This is a genomic window from Senegalia sp. (in: firmicutes) (assembly GCF_052088025.1).
Taxonomy (GTDB): Bacteria; Bacillota; Clostridia; order Tissierellales; family SIT17; genus Anaeromonas.
Map to the genome: position 1 here is coordinate 33,623 of NZ_JBQCYD010000009.1, position 17,042 is coordinate 50,664.

A 17,042-nucleotide genomic window follows, 5' to 3' on the forward strand; every position below is an offset into this window, starting at 1 on the left:
ATAATTATCAGATTGATTTGTAAATAAATGAGCTATTTTATCACTATTTTCAGCTAATGCTTTATCCAGTTTTTCAGGATCTTTTATAACTAGTTTTCCACGCTCCCTATAGTTTTCAGTAGTTTGTATGCCCATATCATTTAAAGATATACCAGCACCTTCTACAGATTCATATAGTGCACGTCTCATAGAAGATAACATAGAATCAAGTGCTCTTTCATCTTTCATAATACCTGACTTAGCTTTTTCTTCCCACTTTTCTACTTCACTTTCTTTCATATCTTCTTTTTGAGCATCACTAAGTGGTTTGAAATCTCTAAATGTCTTTTCAGATAATTTTCCATTTATATTATCAACTAATTCATTGTATTTTTCTATGAAAGATACTATAGTTTCTTTAGTCTTTGCTGTATCATTATTTATAGATATATCCATATTTGCATTAGAAACATTTTCTTTGAGATTAAAAGTCATGCCATCTATTTGAAAGTTGTTTGTAGATCTTTCAATAACAGTTCCATCATCAAATTCTAATTTTGAATCTGTTCCATGAAAGGTTCCACTAGCTAATACATTGGATATAAAAGAAGAATTGTTCATATCTTCTATCTTTAATTCACTAGCATATCCAGTAGCACTTGATTCTATAGTCAATTTATCATTTATTTCATCATATTTCATATTAGCTTGTAAATCTTTATTATTGTTTACTTCCTTAATTATATCATTTATAGAAGTAGATGATGGATCAAAAGAAAATTCTATATCATTAATTTTAAATTCTATTTTACCATTATCTGATAGAGCAAAGCTATTTCCAAAGGTTTCTTTTATAGCAGATATATTTTGATTTAAATCTATCTTATTTGTTAGGTTTGAATATTCACTTGTAGCATCATTATAAAAACCCAGATTTCTAAGACCTATATTTCCTTCCACTTCAGATAATTTCAATGTATTAGTATTTTCTGTAGAAAAACTTATTTTCCCACCATCATTTTCCACTGTTACTTTATTCTCTCCAAAAGCTTCATTAATTTTTCCTTGTAATTCTGATATATCATTTATTTCAATTGTTTTTTTAACACCATTAAAAGTCATATCAAATCTAGTCCCAGCTGTGATATTTAAATCTCCATTACCACTTATTGCTTTTGATAACTCACTACCAGTAACACTTGCTGTGGTAGCTTTTGTTATACTTTTAATATTTTTATTAGCTAAATCTGATAATTTATTTGCTGATATATCAAGATATCTATTATTATCATCACTACCTAAATTTACTTTGTAGGTGTTAAAGGTTTGTGGTGAACGTATATTATTCTTAGGCTTTAAAAAGTCAAAAAAATTATCTTTAAATCCTCTTATATCATTTATAGTATTCCTATATCCTTCTATCTTCCATTCAGCATATTGTTTACCTTGTTTTACCTTATCCACTCTAATTTGTTCTGCATCTATCATTTGCTTTATTAGAGTATCAGTATCCATTCCTGATGCTATACCTGTAAGTCTAATTGTATTAGACATATTATCACCTATCTCCTCTCATCAACAAAAAGTCCAGCCATCTCCCACATCTTTGCTACCATATCAAGTATCTTTTCAGGAGGCATTTCTTTTATTGTTTCCTTAGTTTTTGAATCAACTAATTTTACCATTATAGTATTAGTTTGTTTATGTATAGAATATTTTAATTCCTTATTATCTGACTTCAAAGATTCATTTGCTGTATTTACTGCATGTATTAATTCTTCCTTACTTACCTTTTTTTCTTTAATATTTCCATTATCATTTGATACCTCTACCATCTGCTTATTATCTTCTTCACGTGCCTTCGGATTTAATTCTTTATTTATCATAGGTCTATTATTCATCATTTGTGAACCAGCAATACCTTCTACAGACATACAGATCACCCTCACTATTTAGTTTTCTAATATATGTATCGGCATGAAGTAGGATTAACTTTAGTTTTAGGCACAAAAAAGACCACTTATTTGTAAGTGATCTTAAAGTAACTATAATTTTATATCAATACTTCCTCCAATATGAGGCTTTACTGACATTTCCATTGTTTTAGTATTTGTATCTAACATTTTCATCATATCATTCATATGAGTTTGATCCTTATTCATAGCAAGTTTCATGACTGATAAAGATGCTTGTTGTTTTACTTGTGCTTGACTTAGTGCCATAGATAATGCAGCTATATCCATATTAACAGCTCCTTTATGTCAAAAAGAGCCAGAGAATTTTCTCTAGCTCTTAATTTTAATATAATTATCTTAATAATTGTAATACTCCTTGAGGCTGTTGGTTTGCTTGCGGACCATCAAATAGCTTTCACTACCTGCCAGACTATATCTTCAACCAAATATATATCTTTTGGTTGTTGGGCACTTCGAGGAGCCTCTCCTCTATAGATTTCATAGCCATACAATAAAATTGCTTAGACCGTATATCTTAGTCGTTGAACCTTCTCCAATCTTTCGATACAGGAGCTTGGCTGCTGATTATCCAATAAGACTAATTTTTAAACATTCACGTTTAACTTTTCAGTTTGCGTTGTAGTTTAGTCTTCTTAAGGAAGTTCCAGCAATTCACCCAATTATCCTTTAAAAGTTACCCTTTAAGGGTCCCTACTAAATCTACCTTAGAAGTTGTAATACTCCTTGAGGTGCAGAATTAGCTTGAGACAACATTGATTGTGCTGCTTGAGAAAGAATATTATTCTTAGTGAATTCCATCATTTCTTTAGCCATATCAACGTCTCTAATTCTTGATTCAGCAGCTTGTAAGTTTTCTCCTGAAGTATCTAAGTTCTTGATTGTATGATCTAATCTATTTTGGTAAGCTCCTAATTTAGAACGCTCTGCAGATACATCCTTTATAGATTGGTCTATAACTGCTAGATTATCTGTAAACCTTTGTGAAGTCACATCAACACCATCTAAAGCAAAAGAAGGGGTTGCTGTAGAACCTAAATTAGTTGCTCTCATATCTGACATAGAAATATCTAAAGTTTGAGAACTGTTAGCACCAATTTGCAAAGTAGATTTTCCAGCTACTGTAGAATCATCTTCTGTAATTAAAGTTTTATCATTAATATCTATACCAGTAGTTGAATTAAATGTATCTGCTGAACCTAATGTTACCTTTACACCTAATTTATCAAAATCTAAAACATCTCCAGCTGAATAAGCTCCAATAGCTCCAGATAGATTTACAGTTTGACTAGTAGTTCCATCTGATAATGATATTGTAGTATTCTTATCAGTATAACTAAATGTATATGTTTTTCCTGCATCAGCAGCAGAAACATCAACAGTATGACCAGTTAATACAGTATCAGCATCACCATTATCTGCAGCATCTAACTTAAGTCCTACTGTACCTTTTAAAAGTGTTTTACCATTAAATTCAGTTCTAGTAGCAATATCCGTTACTTCTGTTGTTAATTGTGTGATTTCTTCTTGAATTGCATTTAAATCTTCACTTGTATTTGTATCATTATTAGATTGTACAGTTAATTCTCTCATTCTTTGTAGTATAGCATGAGTTTCATTTAAAGCACCTTCAGCTGTTTGGATCATTGAAATACCATCTTGAGCATTTCTTGAAGCTTGATTTAAACCTCTAATTTGTCCTCTCATTTTTTCAGATATTGCTAATCCTGCTGCGTCATCCCCTGCTTTGTTAATTCTAAGTCCTGAAGATAATTTCCCTACATTTTTTTCTGAGTTTGCAGAGTTTACTCCTAATTGTCTGTGAGTATTCATTGCCATTAGATTATGATTAATTCTCATTTTTATATTCCTCCCTGAATTTTACCTTTTATTCGGCATCCTTGCCTTTAAGGCTTATTTATAATAAATATGATATTACATTCGGCCGATATGTAAATATTATATTTATTTGCTTACATATATACTATCGGTATATTTTTTAAAAACTTTAGTGTTTTTTGAAAAAAGTTTTGGAAGTTTTAAAACAATCCCTTCAAACTAGCCAAATCCACTTCCCCACTTGCTGCCTCTTTGTTCTCTTTTCTAATTTCTTCATATATTTCTTTTCTGTGTATATCTATATTTTTTGGGGCTTTTATTCCTAGTTTTACTTTTCCTTCTTCTATGCCTGTTACTATTATTTCTATATTATCTCCTATCATGATACTTTCATCTTTTTTTCTTGTTAGTATTAGCATTTATATAGCCTCGCTTTCCTTTTTGAATATTGGATATCTTGTGCTATATTGTGAATTGTCTAATACTACTTGTGCTCCCTTATTGTTTCTTGTGTTTATTACTATAGGTCCTGATAGGTTGGCTGTCATTTCCTTTAGGTTCTTTGGTACCGTTACTATTGTGTATAATTTCACATCTTCCGGGATGTTTATTTCTAAGTTTTCTACTACTGAATCTGGAATATTTATATCATAGTCTTTTTTGAATATAAATGGATCTATTATTACAAATGCTAGGTTGCTGTCATTTAAAGATTGAAGATAGTGAAATGGATTTTCACTATCCTTGTTTTCTATTATTATAAACTCTTTTTGGTCTTCAAATGCTAGCATTCCACTTGGAAAGTTTAATATATCTTTTTCTTCTATTTCTATTTGACCAAAGTTTTTGGTGTTTATTTTCATATGGCACCTCTTTTCTTTAATTATAAGATTCTTCGCTATGCTCAGAATGACAGATATAAAGCTCAGGATGACAGGCTTTTCACACTATAGTAAGATTATTTGAAAGGTTAATGAACCATTTACAATAAATCAGCTAAGAAAATCAGCTGAAAGTTGCAGATATAAATCTGTGGATGAGATGCTTTTCTCATCAGCCGCCTTGGACGCCTTATCCAATTTGCGGCGGTTAGGATTTATATCAAAACTAAAGCTAGATTTTCTCTGATTTATTGTCTGGTGAATGTCCTTTCAAATCAATCGATTATTGAACAAGATCCTTCGCTATCACTCAGGATGACAAAGTTAAAAACAAGATCCTTCATTTCATTCAGGATGACACGACTAATACATATTCTACCTTAAAAAGTCCATTAATGATGGCTGTATTATTCTTGCTCCTGCTTGAAGGGATGCTTGATACACTGTTTCTTGGGTTTTAAGATCTATTATTGTTTTTGCTATATCTGCATCTTCATTTTTTGATAATAGTTTTGTTACACTTAGTGTTTGATCTTCTAATCTATTCATATTTAACTCTAATCTATTGGTCTTTGCTCCTATTTCTGCCCTTACTGAAAGTAGATTGCTTATTGTATCATCTACTTCACCAAGTGATTCATTTATACTTTCGCTATCATCTGTATCTAGACCATCTATAAGCCTATCAAACACAGCTATCATTTCAGGCTTTTCACCTGCTGATACTAATTCAGCATCATAGCTCCCATTTGCCGCTCCAAATAATCGTGTCCCTACTATATTTACATCTATTGTATCTGCTGAACCCACATTGTATTCGGTCTTTTCATTTATAGCTAAATCTATATTATATTTGCCATCTTCACCTATTAAATCACTACCTGTTTTATAGCCTGAAAAAATTCCTCGTCCTGCATATTTGGTGTTTGCTACCTTTATTACTTGTTCTCTAAGTTGCTTTATCTCTGCTGATATTTTTTCCTTGTCTTCAGCTGTGTTTGTTCCATTTGCTCCTTGTACTGTAAGTTCACGTGCACGCTGAAGTACATCACCAATTTGTGAAACGCTTGATTCTGTTATTTCCATCCAGCTATTTGCATCATCTACATTTCTTTTGTACTGTTCTATTCTGGATAAATCTGTATGGAACTTTAGTGATTTTGATACTCCTATTGGATCATCTGAAGGGAGTTGGAATTTCTTCCCACTTGTCATCTTATCATTAGTTTTACTTAATGTTTCTAAATTGTTATTTACATTTCTCATCATATTGCTAATCATCATATTATTTGTTATTCTCATATTTACCTCCCTACAAGTCCTAATCTATTTATTGTCACATCATATATTGTATCTATTGTTGTTATCATTCTTGCTGCTGCATTGTATGAATGTTGGAATTTGACCATATTACTCATTTCTTCATCTAGGGAAACTCCTGATTCTGATTGGCGTCTTTTATCTATTCCTTCTACTATTACCTTTCCATTTTCGCCCATTCTTATAGATTGTTGGCCATCTACAGCGAGCGTTGATAATACTGATTTCATGAAATCATCTGGTGTACCTTGTGGTAATTGCTCATTATCATTATCTGGTTTTGCAGTAAAGAATTCATTGTTATCACGTTCTGCTATCAACTTCTTTATGATGTCATTATTTTCTTTATCGGCAACATCAGGACTAGAACTTGCTGCTATATTATCTAGATTGTTTAGTATAGCTTCTGATACCTTTATATTTGATGCATCAATATTTGTGCCACTGCTCGGTTCAAACATATTTATTTCATCATCTTCATTTCTGTTAAAGCCTTCTTTATGAATATCATTCATATTTTTTGCAAAGGTCTTTGCAAAATCATTTAATCTTTTCATATAAAAAGGTACTCCCCTATATTCCTGGTTTACTCCATCACCATCGCGTACATCTATAAGTCCTTTGAGCGTCCCTGACTTTAATTCTAGTTTGTTTCCATTTTCCCATTCTAATTGATATAATTTTTCTTCACTGTTTAATGGGTTTCCTATAGTTGGTGCTGGATATTTTAATTTGTTTGACACTTCACCATCTACTAGTGCTACTCCACCTATTGATACTTTGAATCTACCATTGGTCTCTGACGCATTTATATTTGCTATCTCTGATAATTCATCTACCAATAAATCCCTACTATCCCTGAGATCATTTGCACTTGATCCATTTAGTTCTATTAGGTATATTTCTTTGTTAAGTCCTGATATCCTATCTGAATAAGAATTTATCTTCTTTATATTTGTGCCTACTTCAAAGTTGATTTCATTTTGTGTAGATTTTAAATTTTCTGCTGTTGAATTTATATATTTAGTCAGTGAAATCATCTTTTCACGAACGAGTGCTCTATTTGCATCATCGCCTGGATTTGTTGAAAGTGACTCTAGGGATGTGAAAAATTCATCTAAATTTTTCCTTATACTAGAATCTGATGGTTCATTAAAAACATGTGATATTTCTGTAAGTGCTTCTTCTTTTATATTCCACTCTCCTACTGGAGCATTTTCTCCCCAGTATTTGAAGTCTAAATATGAATCACGCACCCTATTTACTTCAGTAATATTTGTACCTGTACCTAAAAATCCGAGTCCAGCTATATTGTGTGGATTGTTGGATTCTTGTGTGTTTTGCTGCCTACTATATCCCTTTGTATTTACATTTGATATATTGTGATTTGTTGTATATAGATTTTTTTGACTTGCAAGAAGTCCTGATACTGCTGTATTAAACCCTATCCATCCACTCATTTATCTTCGCTCCTTTAATTTCCTACTCTACCCATTCTGTTTACCACATTGTCTATCATTTCATCTATTGCATTTACAAGCCTACTATTTGCTGTGTATGAATGTTGAAATTTAAGCATATTAGTCATTTCTTCATCCATTGATACTCCTGATATGGCTGATTTTTGTCCCTGTATATTTAAAATTATGGTACCATGAGTTTTATTCATTATATTTGCTTTATTTGCTTCTACTCCCATGTCTGCTATAATGGACCTGTAATAGTTATCTGGAGTAATACTCAAATTGTGTTGCTGACCATCATCCTTATCTGAATTTGTATCTGAAAAAAGATTACTATCCCTTATATCCCTTATTGCCTTAGCTATAGTTCCATCTCCTCTTTCTCCTGTTCCTGATGCAGCTATATTGTTTAAGGTATCTAAATTATCATTTAATTTTATATTGCCTGCAGTTATCTCACCTGATTCTCCACTTCCTACAAAGAATTTTCCTGCTGGATCTCCTGTAAGTGTTTTACCACCCTCATGGATTGCATTTACTTTGTCTGCAATTCCCTTTACAAAATTATCTAATCTATTTATAAGGCTAGGTATGACTTCTGTGTATTTTTCATCTGTAGAATCAAAACCTCCTCGCCCTTCTATTATTCCCTTTAGATATCCACCCTTTATTTCTACCTTGGTTTCATTCATATCCTTCCACTCTATTTGAAAGAATGAATTCTTATCTGCTTTTGCTTGCATCTCTCTTGAATCTTCTCCACTTACAAGCATGACTCCACCTACATATACATCAACTGATCCATTTTGATTTTCTACTGATTTTATATTTATATCTTCTGATAATCTATCTATTAGTGCATTTCTTTTATCGCGAAGATCATTTGCCTTGACTCCTGATGCTTCATTTAATGTGATAGTAGAATTTAGTTTTGCTATATCTTTTGCCATATTATTTATTTCATTTACTTTATTTGATATATCCTTGTTCAAATTTACTCTAAGGGAATTTAATTGATTGGATGTATGATTTACTGTTTCTACAAAGGCTATAGCGCGTTCTCTAACCATTCCTCTTATTGTAAGATTTTCTGGATCTTTTCCGAGTTCATCGAAACTATTCCATAGTTCATTCATCACTTCACCAAGTCCTGAACCACCTGGTTCATTCATTATCTCTTCTACTTGTGAAAATATATCGGTTCGAGCCTGCCAATATCCTGTGCTTTCTGCTTCAGACCTATAGCGCTCGTCTAAAAACCTATCTCTAATTTGTCTTATATTTGCTACATTTACTCCAGTTCCTATAGAGCCCTTTACTCCTACCATATCCTGATAATGCCCATCTGATTGAATGACATCTTGTCTTACATAGTTGGGGTTTGTGCTATTTGATATATTATGACTTACTGTATCTAATGCCTTTTTGTTTACATATAATCCTGATATTGCTGTTGATAATCCTTGAAACAAAATAATTACCCCTTTCTATGCCTTTTGATTGAACAATGATATATTTTCAGATTTTGCCTTTCCTTTTCCATAGGTCAAATTGTTATCCCTGTTTGTAAATACATTTATATTCAAATCTATATAATCAAGTGAATCCTTTATTAATGTGCCATTTAATTCATTTTTATTTTTAACCTCATCTAGTAATTTGATTAACTTTTCTCTTGAATTTGAAAGTCTTTCTTTTTCTTTTCCCTGTAAGATATCTATGATTTCTTTTATATTTATGTCCTTTTTTAATCCCTCTTTATGAGCAATATTAAAAATAACTTTTTCACGTAATGTTTCAAATTTAGATAATTTTTCTATTATAGAATATTCTTCCTTTGTTATATTATCTAATGCTTTTAAATCTCCCGATATTAATATATCTGTTTTTTCTTGTAATTTTTTAAGTAACTCGCTATATACATCTATTTCTTCATTTAATACTTTTATAAGTATATCTATTAGTTCTTTCATATAATCACCTATAGGCCTTTTCTACTATTGATATCTTCTAATATCTTCTTTGCTACCAGTTTTGAATCTATATTATAGTTTCCATTTTTCATTTGAGTTTTTATTTCTTTTATTTTTTCTTCTCTAATATCAGGTGAGTTTTTTGCTAGTTTTATAGCCTTTTGTATCATCTTGGCTTCATCTGATATAGTGAATTCATCTTTTTTATCTGATTTTATTTTTTGATCTGACTTTATGCTGTTGTTCTTATATGCATTTTGGATTTTATTTATATTTCCATTATTAAATATTTTCATAAAAAACACCTCACTTTTGCCTTTCTATATATACTATCGGCAATAGTGAGGTGAAACTTTAGCTATAGTGTAAATTATCTTCTATTTTTTACATTTAATTTGTTTGCATTTCTATATCTTTGTTCTTCTTCCTTTTTCAACTTATCTTCTCTTAATACTCCCTTTAATTCCATATCCATTTCATTTATACATTTATCACAAAATCTACCTGATGATATAGGCTTTTCACATCTTTCACAATCTAATATGAGATTGCTTCCTTCTTTGATTTCAAGTTTTCCCTGCCTTAAAAATTCTAATATTTTCTTTTTAGGCACCTCTGTTGCTTGAGATACCTTGTTTATATCAGCATTTGAATTATCATAGATATATTCTCTCACCTTTTGATACATATCATTTTCTTCATTTCTACAAGCGTAGCAATTATCAAATCCATCATAGCTATATATCTTTCCACATTTCTTACAGTTTTTTATATTCATATACATTCACCCCTTTAATCATCTCTGCCACTTGCTATTGTTATCAAATATGTTTTTTTGGCGCCCTTGTCCATTATATTTCTCTTTGCTTCATTATATGTTGCTCCTGTTGTCATGATATCATCTACTATAAGTACACTTTTACCTTCAAATACATTTGTTTTTATGCTAAAGGCTCCTTTTATGTTTTCTCGCCTTAAAGCTTTTGATAGGCCTGATTGAGATTTGGTTTTTTTGTGTTTTATCAAATTTTTCGTGTCCATCTCTATATTTAGTTTTTCTGATAGATATTTAGCTAAAAGTTCTGATTGATTAAATCCTCTTTTGGCTTTTTTCCTCTTTGACATTGGTATTGGCACTATCAAATCTATTTCTATACCTTTTCTTTTCTCTAATTCTTCAAGGACAATAGGTCCTAGCATTTTATATAGGTAGGGATTTTTACTATATTTATATGAAAATATGATTTCGCGTATTTTATCATTATACTTTAAAGGACATATTATATGATCTTCTATTTGATGGTCTATAAATTCTAATTTACTTTTGCATTCACTACACAGATGATTTTTAATCGATTCATCAAATTCATTGCATATGAAACATATGTTTTTTTCTGGATAAATCAAGTCTATTATTTTTTTAAAAATTTTCATATTTAGTCCCTCATATATATATTAAATATATCCTTTAATCGCTTTGAAAGTCCTGAATATCTTGTTGTTATCCTGTTGTTACTTATCATATTTCCCAGGAATTTTTCCATTCCTACTAGTACTACTAGCTCCTTTGCCCTAGTTATTCCTGTATATAATAAGTTCCTTGTAAGTAGCATAGGTGGCCCCCACATTACTGGAATTATAACTACTGGAAATTCAGAGCCTTGAGATTTGTGAATTGTTGTGGCATAGGAAAGTCTTAGTTCATCAAGCCCAGAAAAGGGATATACTACAAGTCTATCATCATCAAACTTTACTGTGAGTTCTGATTCTTCATTGTCAATTTTCTCTATAATCCCTACATCACCATTGAATACTCCCTTGCCTTTTTCTTCCACCTTGTTATTTTCCCTTATTTCCCATTCCATATTATAGTTGTTTTTTATCTGCATTACCTTATCGCCTACCCTAAATATAGTATCGGCTATTTTTCTCTCAGCTTTAATTTTTGATTTAGGATTTAATCTCTCTTGAATTTTTGTATTTAATGCATTTACTCCTGCATCTCCTTTTTTCATGGGAGATAATATTTGAATATCACGTATGGGATCATAGCCATTAAATTTCCTCAGTCTAGTGTGAACTAGTTCTAGTATTGTATCTACTATTTGCTCTGGATCATTTTTTCTAAGGAAGAAGAAATCCTTATCTTTTTTATTTAAATATGGATATTCTCCACTATTTATTCTATGGGCATTTACTACTATCATGCTTTCTTTGGCTTGTCTAAAAATTTCATCTAATTCTACTACCTTTATTAATTTTGAATCTATTATATCCTTTAATACATTTCCTGCTCCTACTGATGGCAGCTGATCTACATCTCCTACTAGTATGAGCCTGGTTCCAGCCATTATTGCCTTTAGTAAATGATTCATAAGCAATATATCTACCATTGATACTTCATCTATTATAACTACATCACTTTCCATAGGTGTTCCATCATCTACACCAAAGGCCATTCCTATTTCTTCATCTATAAAGGAATATTCAAGCAATCTATGGATGGTTTTAGCTTCTCTGCCTGTTGCTTCAGCCATTCTCTTTGCAGCTCGTCCTGTTGGTGCTCCAAGTGTCACCTTTAAATCTTCTTTTTCAAATATCTTTATTATGGTGTTTATAGTTGTGGTCTTTCCTGTACCAGGCCCTCCTGTTACTACAAGCACTCCATTTTTGATGGATTCTTCTATTGCTTCTTTTTGTCTATTTGCAAGTTTAATTTCATTTTCTTTTTCTATTTGCTCTATTTCTTTTTTTGCATTTATATTTAATTCCTTTAATTCTACATTTGAAAGTTCTATCAATCTTTTGCTCACATTTGCTTCTGCTGTGAAAAATGCTAGTGAATATACTACTATCTCTCCATCTATATTTTCAAGTTTTATATCATTATCCAAAGTCATTTGCCTTATGCCATTGTCAATGCTCACTTCATCTATTGCAAGCACTTCCTTTGCCTTGTTTATGAGCATATCTTTTGGAATATAGGTGTGTCCCCCAGCTGATGATTTTAATAGGGCAAATTTTATACCTGCCCTTATTCTATATACTGAGTCATGTTCTATGCCCATTTCCATTGCTATTTTATCTGCCATTTTAAATCCTATGCCAAATACTTCTTCTGATAATCTATATGGATTTTCTTTTATCTTTTGTATGGTTTTATTTCCATATTTTTTATATATTTTTATGCCAAACTTTGAACTTACTGAGTATTGTTGTAAGAAGAGCATTACATCCCTTAGCTCTCTTTGTTCACTAAATGATTCTGCTATTTTTTTTACCTTTTTACTTCCTATGCCTTCTACTTCCTTTAATTTTTGTGGATCATATTGAAGTATATCTAAACTATTTTCTCCAAATCTTTCTACTATTTTTTCTGCTGTTTTAGGTCCAATTCCTAATATTAGTCCAGATGATAGATAATTTATTATTCCATTTAAGGTGGCTGGTACAACTGGTGCATAAGACTCTACTTTTAGCTGCTGACCAAATGTAGCATGGTTTTCCCAGTTTCCTTCTACCTTTATGGTTTCACCTATATTTATTATTGGGATATATCCTACTATGGTAACTACATCATCTTCTGTTTCAAGTATAGCTACGACATATCCATTTGTATCATTTTTAAATATTATCTCTTCTACTGAACCACTAATTGAAATCACTTATAATACCTCCAAGAATTAATACTAAGTTATATATGTTACTTTTCTAATTATATCACACTAAAGCCTTCTTTTTATATCTACTATTTCTTTTATTATGAGTGCTATATCTTCTTTTGTGGCTGGAAGGGAGTACTTTGCATGATCTTCACATATTTGATCATTCATCTTTTCTATGTATAGGTTTTTTACAAGTTTTCCTTCATTTATATGCTTTATAACTGTTGATTTGGTGTTCATTACCTTGGTCTTTGATTTTAATGTTTTTATATATACTTCCTTTCTCTTTTCTATTACATCATCAATATATTTCAGATTAAAATATCCTACTGAGCCATCATTTTTTGATATGGGTTTTCTAAGTTTTATTGGTATAAATATATCTCTTTTTGTAAGTGGTATTGGTACCATGTTTTTACTTTCTATAATTTTTCCATATTCATCTCTTAATTTTCTCAAATCCAAACTATAATATCCTGCTATATTTTTCATGACCCTGTTTACCCTTGAATATATGAAAATATCTTCGCTGTCTTCTAAAATTATTCTTGTAGAATTCCCCTGGATGTCTAAATAAACTGGTAGTATAGCAATTATTTTGTTTATTTGCATTTTTTCTAAATTTTTCATGACTCTATTCCTCCTATTAAATTTATTATACATCGAACAAACATTCGTGTAAATAGTATTTCTTATTTTTGTATAAATATTTTTAATATAGGGACAATAATACTAAGACAGATTATAAGGAGTGTTTTATATTAAAAATACTTTGATGATATTATTGTTCTTTTTATTATTAATTTTAATTGCATTTTCTGGATTTGTAATAGGAGCAAAAAATACTGAAGGGATATACAAAAAAGAGGAAGCCATCAGGCTTCCTCTCCTAGGTTTGATATTATTGCTTTTGTGAGTTTATTTATACTAGAAGTGATATCAGTTAATTTACTTTCTATTCTAACTAGAAGAAATATTGATACTACTATAGGAAAACCCAAATTAGCAATTTGTGTGAATATGATTTCCATTTTATCCTCCTTTCCTTATTTTAAAAAAGGATAGGCTGTGCCTACCCTTTTATCTTAAACTTCTAATTCTTCTACTTGTGTTGTGATTATTCTAGCTCCAGATATTGTTTTTAAATCCCCTCCTGAAGTTTTGAATATATTTTTTTCAATCAAAGCATTCATTGCCTCTGTTATTTCAAGTTCTGTCAGATCTTCCCTTGGTTCATCCACTGATATTCTACTAATTCTATCCATTTGATTTTTAAATATAAGCTCTAGTTTTTTACTCATCTTTTCACCTCCATTTTAAATTTCTAATCAACTATGCCATTTCTATTTCTTTTTCATCAATTCTCTTTACAGCTACTAATGGTAATTGCTGTAAACCTGTAAATACTAGCATGCTGTCATAGATATTTTCATCACTTGAATCAACTTTGACTTGAGATAGAGTTTTAGACTTTAAGATATCCTTACCATATTCATCCAAACCATTTTGAAGCTCTAATTTAACTTTTGATGAGTTTATTTTTGAATTTACTGCCATCATTATCACCTCCTTCTCCCTACACTTTAAATATAGAAGGAAGATCAAAAATGTACTATATTAATTTTTTTAATTTTTCTATGGCATTTACTTTTGTGTTTATAATAGTCCTATAGGTAACTCCTAATCGCTTTGAAATATCGGATACACTTAACTCTTCTAGATAATAGAGTATTATAACTTCTTTTTGTCTTTTTGATAGTTTTTCTATTTTTTCTATCAATTGTTCATTTAATTCCTTTAATATATATTCATTTTCTAAATCCACATCTGCTTCTAATAAATCAAGTAGACTTATGTCACCACTATCACCCATATTTTTATCAAGTGAACTAGTGTATTTTTTTGCCTTTAACCTATCTAAATAATGATATCTTAATATAGTCTTTAAATATCCAGAAAAATAAACATTTCTACCACTATCAAATTTATCTATTCCCTTTAATATAACTTCATAGCCTTCAGATATTAAATCATCTACTTCATTTGCATCAAAATAATATTTCTTCATTTGTGAAAGTATGAGTGGCTTGTACTTTTCTAATATTATAGATTTTGCTTTCCTTTCTCCTGATTTTGCCCTTACTAGTAATTCATCAATTTCCTTATACATTTTCTACCTCTTATTGACCTGTGCACGAGTCCTTATTACCGGTTAAATAGATAATATATTCTTTTGATTAGCTTTACGAATCGTGACTTGATCAAAGTCTAGGCAAATAAAAGAAGCCCACAAGAGAACTCATGTTCTCAAGCAGGCTTTTAGGGGATTTCTATTTAAACTTACATGAATCTTAAATATTTCTTATATTTTCTATGACTATATCATAGTCATTTTCTAAGACTCTTATCATGTCTATAATTTCCTGATTTTCATGATCAATAAAAAGTGTAATGGGGCTAAATTGATTTTTTATGTTTAAAAGTATAAATTCCAAATCTCTATCATCTTCTATAAGTAGTTTTATAGGGCGAGATTTTTTTGGTATATTAAAACCTATATAGACATTTTTCAAAAATTCTAATACCCCATATATAAAAAAGACATAAATAAAGACATATAATATATAAATAACCATTTTCTCACCTCTACAATGATACTTGGTTTCTAATATATTATATGTCTTAGCTTTAATTTTGGTTACTTATTTTAATTCTTTTTTTAATATTTCTACCTTATCTAGCTTTTCCCATGGTAAATCTATATCGGTCCTACCAAAATGACCATAGGCTGCAACTTCTTTATAGATTGGTCTTTGTAAATCCAAATCCCTTATAATAGCTGCAGGACGAAGATCAAAGTTCTTTCTTATTAACTTTTCTATTTTTTCTTCATCTATTTTTCCAGTGCCAAAAGTATCTACCATAATAGATACAGGCTCAGCTACTCCTATTGCATATGCAAGTTGTACTTCACATTTGTTTGCAAGTCCTGATGCTACGATATTTTTAGCTACATATCTTGCTGCATATGATGCTGATCTATCTACCTTTGTAGGATCCTTTCCTGAAAATGCTCCACCACCATGGCGTGAATATCCTCCATAAGTATCTACTATTATCTTTCTACCAGTAAGACCAGTATCTCCTTGAGGTCCCCCTATTACAAATCTACCTGTTGGATTGATATAGTATTTAGTTTCATTATCCAATAATTCTGCTGGTACTATTTCCCTTATTACAAATTCCCTCAAATCTCTTTCAATAGTTTTCATGTCTATATCTGGATGATGTTGAGTTGAGATTACTATAGTATCAACCTTTACTGGCTTATCACCTAAGTATTCTACAGTAACTTGCGTCTTTCCATCTGGACGAAGATAATCAAGTCTTCCACTTTTTCTAACTTCAGATAATCTTCTAGCTAGTTTATGTGCAAGTGAAATAGGAAGTGGCATAAGTTCCTCTGTTTCATCACAAGCAAATCCAAACATAATACCTTGATCTCCTGCACCAGTATCTGGAAGGTCAGTATCATTTCCACCTGTCCTCTTTTCTAAAGATTCATTTACACCCATAGCAATATCAGGTGATTGCTCATCAATAGCAGTAAGTACAGAACATGTTTCAGCATCAAAGCCGTATTTTGCACGAGTATATCCTATTTCTTCAATTGTCTTTCTGACTACCTTTGGAATATCTACATAAGTAGTTGTAGTTATTTCACCAGCCACAAGTACAAGCCCAGTAGTAACAGTAGTTTCACATGCAACTCTTGCATGTGGATCATCTTTTAATATTTCATCTAATATTGAATCAGATATTTGGTCACACATTTTATCAGGATGTCCTTCAGTAACGGACTCTGATGTAAATAGCCATTTTCTCATTTTTTTCTCCTCCTATTAAAAAAACCTCTTGAACCACCCCTGAATGAATTCAGAGGATTCTG

General features: G+C 30.8%; 21 protein-coding genes. All 21 read right to left on the bottom strand.

Features of this window, described 5'->3' with window-relative positions; translation table 11 throughout:
- On the bottom strand, positions 1–1,533 hold a 1,533-nt coding region (fliD, locus tag ACTHUW_RS03680), incomplete at its 3' end, for a flagellar filament capping protein FliD (RefSeq protein WP_442212511.1).
- Positions 1,534–1,541: 8 nt separating this feature from the next.
- Positions 1,542–1,913 (bottom strand): flagellar protein FlaG, encoded by a 372-nt coding sequence (locus tag ACTHUW_RS03685; protein ID WP_442197282.1) that lies wholly within the window; start codon positions 1,911–1,913, stop codon positions 1,542–1,544.
- 111 nt (positions 1,914–2,024) lie between these two features.
- Positions 2,025–2,222, bottom strand: coding sequence for a YjfB family protein (locus tag ACTHUW_RS03690; RefSeq protein WP_442197281.1), 198 nt, complete (start codon positions 2,220–2,222; stop codon positions 2,025–2,027).
- A gap of 432 nt (positions 2,223–2,654) precedes the next feature.
- Positions 2,655–3,812: a flagellin N-terminal helical domain-containing protein gene (locus tag ACTHUW_RS03695; RefSeq protein ID WP_442197280.1), complete on the bottom strand. Its 1,158-nt coding sequence runs from the start codon at positions 3,810–3,812 to the stop codon at positions 2,655–2,657.
- A 179-nt stretch (positions 3,813–3,991) separates the two neighbouring features.
- Positions 3,992–4,210: a carbon storage regulator CsrA gene (csrA, locus tag ACTHUW_RS03700; protein WP_442197279.1), complete on the bottom strand. Its 219-nt coding sequence runs from the start codon at positions 4,208–4,210 to the stop codon at positions 3,992–3,994.
- Positions 4,211–4,654 carry a flagellar assembly protein FliW gene (gene fliW, locus ACTHUW_RS03705; protein ID WP_442197278.1) on the bottom strand — a complete coding sequence of 148 codons (444 nt, stop codon included), beginning with the start codon at positions 4,652–4,654 and terminating at the stop codon, positions 4,211–4,213.
- 393 nt (positions 4,655–5,047) lie between these two features.
- On the bottom strand, positions 5,048–5,974 hold the full coding sequence (flgL, locus tag ACTHUW_RS03710) for a flagellar hook-associated protein FlgL (RefSeq protein WP_442199449.1): 927 nt from the start codon (positions 5,972–5,974) through the stop codon (positions 5,048–5,050).
- Positions 5,975–5,976: 2 nt separating this feature from the next.
- Positions 5,977–7,452 (bottom strand): flagellar hook-associated protein FlgK, encoded by a 1,476-nt coding sequence (gene flgK / locus ACTHUW_RS03715; protein WP_442197276.1) that lies wholly within the window; start codon positions 7,450–7,452, stop codon positions 5,977–5,979.
- Between the two features lie 14 nt (positions 7,453–7,466).
- Entirely contained in the window at positions 7,467–8,927 is a 1,461-nt protein-coding gene (gene flgK, locus ACTHUW_RS03720; RefSeq protein WP_442197275.1) for a flagellar hook-associated protein FlgK, read from the bottom strand.
- 15 nt (positions 8,928–8,942) lie between these two features.
- The gene (locus ACTHUW_RS03725; RefSeq protein ID WP_442197274.1) at positions 8,943–9,428 is read right to left on the bottom strand and encodes a flagellar protein FlgN; all 486 of its coding nucleotides are present in this window, start codon (positions 9,426–9,428) and stop codon (positions 8,943–8,945) included.
- Between the two features lie 8 nt (positions 9,429–9,436).
- A complete protein-coding gene (gene flgM / locus ACTHUW_RS03730) occupies positions 9,437–9,724 on the bottom strand; it encodes a flagellar biosynthesis anti-sigma factor FlgM (protein ID WP_442197273.1) in 288 nt (95 codons plus the stop codon).
- A 74-nt stretch (positions 9,725–9,798) separates the two neighbouring features.
- Positions 9,799–10,206 carry a hypothetical protein gene (locus tag ACTHUW_RS03735; RefSeq protein WP_442197272.1) on the bottom strand — a complete coding sequence of 136 codons (408 nt, stop codon included), beginning with the start codon at positions 10,204–10,206 and terminating at the stop codon, positions 9,799–9,801.
- A 14-nt stretch (positions 10,207–10,220) separates the two neighbouring features.
- Complete coding sequence (locus ACTHUW_RS03740) at positions 10,221–10,862, bottom strand: ComF family protein (protein WP_442197271.1); 642 nt, start codon at positions 10,860–10,862, stop codon at positions 10,221–10,223.
- Positions 10,863–10,864: 2 nt separating this feature from the next.
- Positions 10,865–13,093: an SF1B family DNA helicase RecD2 gene (recD2, locus tag ACTHUW_RS03745; protein WP_442197270.1), complete on the bottom strand. Its 2,229-nt coding sequence runs from the start codon at positions 13,091–13,093 to the stop codon at positions 10,865–10,867.
- Positions 13,094–13,153: 60 nt separating this feature from the next.
- A complete protein-coding gene (locus tag ACTHUW_RS03750; RefSeq protein WP_442197269.1) occupies positions 13,154–13,723 on the bottom strand; it encodes a hypothetical protein in 570 nt (189 codons plus the stop codon).
- A gap of 245 nt (positions 13,724–13,968) precedes the next feature.
- Positions 13,969–14,124 carry a YvrJ family protein gene (locus ACTHUW_RS03755; protein WP_442212513.1) on the bottom strand — a complete coding sequence of 52 codons (156 nt, stop codon included), beginning with the start codon at positions 14,122–14,124 and terminating at the stop codon, positions 13,969–13,971.
- A gap of 54 nt (positions 14,125–14,178) precedes the next feature.
- The gene (locus tag ACTHUW_RS03760; RefSeq protein WP_442212515.1) at positions 14,179–14,394 is read right to left on the bottom strand and encodes a DUF2922 domain-containing protein; all 216 of its coding nucleotides are present in this window, start codon (positions 14,392–14,394) and stop codon (positions 14,179–14,181) included.
- A 31-nt stretch (positions 14,395–14,425) separates the two neighbouring features.
- The gene (locus ACTHUW_RS03765; protein WP_442198667.1) at positions 14,426–14,650 is read right to left on the bottom strand and encodes a DUF1659 domain-containing protein; all 225 of its coding nucleotides are present in this window, start codon (positions 14,648–14,650) and stop codon (positions 14,426–14,428) included.
- Positions 14,651–14,705: 55 nt separating this feature from the next.
- A complete protein-coding gene (locus tag ACTHUW_RS03770) occupies positions 14,706–15,263 on the bottom strand; it encodes an RNA polymerase sigma factor (RefSeq protein WP_442198666.1) in 558 nt (185 codons plus the stop codon).
- A gap of 181 nt (positions 15,264–15,444) precedes the next feature.
- Positions 15,445–15,666: a hypothetical protein gene (locus tag ACTHUW_RS03775; RefSeq protein ID WP_442198665.1), complete on the bottom strand. Its 222-nt coding sequence runs from the start codon at positions 15,664–15,666 to the stop codon at positions 15,445–15,447.
- 129 nt (positions 15,667–15,795) lie between these two features.
- Positions 15,796–16,980, bottom strand: coding sequence for a methionine adenosyltransferase (metK, locus tag ACTHUW_RS03780; RefSeq protein ID WP_442198664.1), 1,185 nt, complete (start codon positions 16,978–16,980; stop codon positions 15,796–15,798).
- Positions 16,981–17,042: the final 62 nt, after the last annotated feature.